Origin of the sequence: Bradyrhizobium sp. STM 3809 (genome assembly GCF_000239795.1) — a bacterium.
In the GTDB taxonomy this organism is placed as follows: Bacteria; Pseudomonadota; Alphaproteobacteria; order Rhizobiales; family Xanthobacteraceae; genus Bradyrhizobium.
Map to the genome: position 1 here is coordinate 1 of NZ_CAFJ01000111.1, position 1,357 is coordinate 1,357.

The window sequence follows — 1,357 nt, forward strand, 5'->3', positions numbered from 1 at the left end:
CCCGGGGACCGGGCTGTCTTGCCCCCGTCACCTCGTGACACGTCATGTCATCGAGGCTTGGCGCCAGCATCGGGGCGCCAGGACCACACGGCTTGACCGTCCGCAAGCTGCCAATCGTCCAGCGCATCAGCACCTGACAGTCTCGCGGCCACCGCTCCCCGCCCCAACGTATCGTGACGACGCGCACGCCCCTCTGCATGAGGACGGGATGCGGGGAGTAGAACATGATTTCGGAAAAATGGCAATACAATTCTTGGAGCCGACGTGAAATTTCATCGTTCCGATCTCGTTCTGACTCGCCCCGCACGATCTCCAGACCCTCACCCTGAGGAGCCCGCCCCAAGGCGGGCGTCTCGAAGGGCGAGGCCCGGACGGTGGCCTCATGGTTCGAGACGCGCCGCGAGCGGCGACCTTGCCTTTAATTGACAAAATCGGCGCGGCGCTCCTCACCATGAGGGGCGAAAGCAGGCGGCACTTAACAGCAGACCGTGAGCAGCGCGCTTCGATCTTACACTCTCTCGCCGCGCGCGACTGCCATACCCTCACCCTGAGGAGCCCGCCCTAAGGCGGGCGTCTAGAAGGGCGAGGCCTCGCGGGGGCCTCATGGTTCGAGACGCGCCGCGAACGATGACTTGGCTTGGGAATTGACCTGATCCGCGGCGCTCCTCACCAGCGGGTCCGAAGTCGGCGCAGCAGGCCCAACTCTGTGCTGCACGTCGATCATGCGTCGGTGCTCATAACTACGTCTTCGGCTTGCGCACAGATCCCCGCTCGAAATCCGTTCGGCGTGCCGAGAGGCTGCGCAGTGCATCGAGATCGCCGCGGATCAGCGCGTCCTTTTTGGCGCGGCTCCATCTCTTCAGGCGGCGCTCGCTTTCGATCGCGTCCGTGATCCGCTCGAACCATTGCGCGTAGACCAGTTTGACGGGACGCTGGGTCAATGTGTAGCCACCGAAGCTGCCGTCATTGTGCTGGGCAATCCTCAGTTCCAGCGAGGTCCGCGTCGTGCCGACATAGAGGCGGCCATCGGCGCAGAGCAGGATGTAGACATAGGCGCCTTCGATCATTGGCAGTCATCGTGCCCGTTCTCTCCGCATATTGAGGAGCCCGCTGCAAGGCTGGCGTCTAGAGGCTTGGATCGACCGAGGGCCTCATGGTTCGAGACGCGCCGCGAACAATGACCATACCCCACAATTGCCTGATCGGCGCGGCGCTCCTCACCATGAGGGTTGAAGGCCGGCGGCCCTGCACAGCAGACCGCGAGCAGCGCGCTTCGAAAGCCGAAGGCGACGCTGCACACCGGACGATGAGCAGCGTGCTTCGATCTTCCACTCTCTCGCCTTGCGCGACCGCCAGA

Annotated in this window: 1 protein-coding gene; it reads right to left on the reverse strand. The window is 63.7% G+C overall.

Features of this window, described 5'->3' with window-relative positions; genetic code table 11:
- Positions 1–740 precede the first annotated feature (740 nt).
- On the reverse strand, positions 741–1,067 hold the full coding sequence (locus BRAS3809_RS05785) for a GIY-YIG nuclease family protein (protein ID WP_008961163.1): 327 nt from the start codon (positions 1,065–1,067) through the stop codon (positions 741–743).
- Between the last annotated feature and the right edge of the window lie 290 nt (positions 1,068–1,357).

Bases quoted from the DNA above. Each gene is read 5' to 3' on its own strand.
- BRAS3809_RS05785 (WP_008961163.1), bottom strand. From the start codon at position 1,067: ATGATCGAAGGCGCCTATGTCTACATCCTGCTCTGCGCCGATGGCCGC.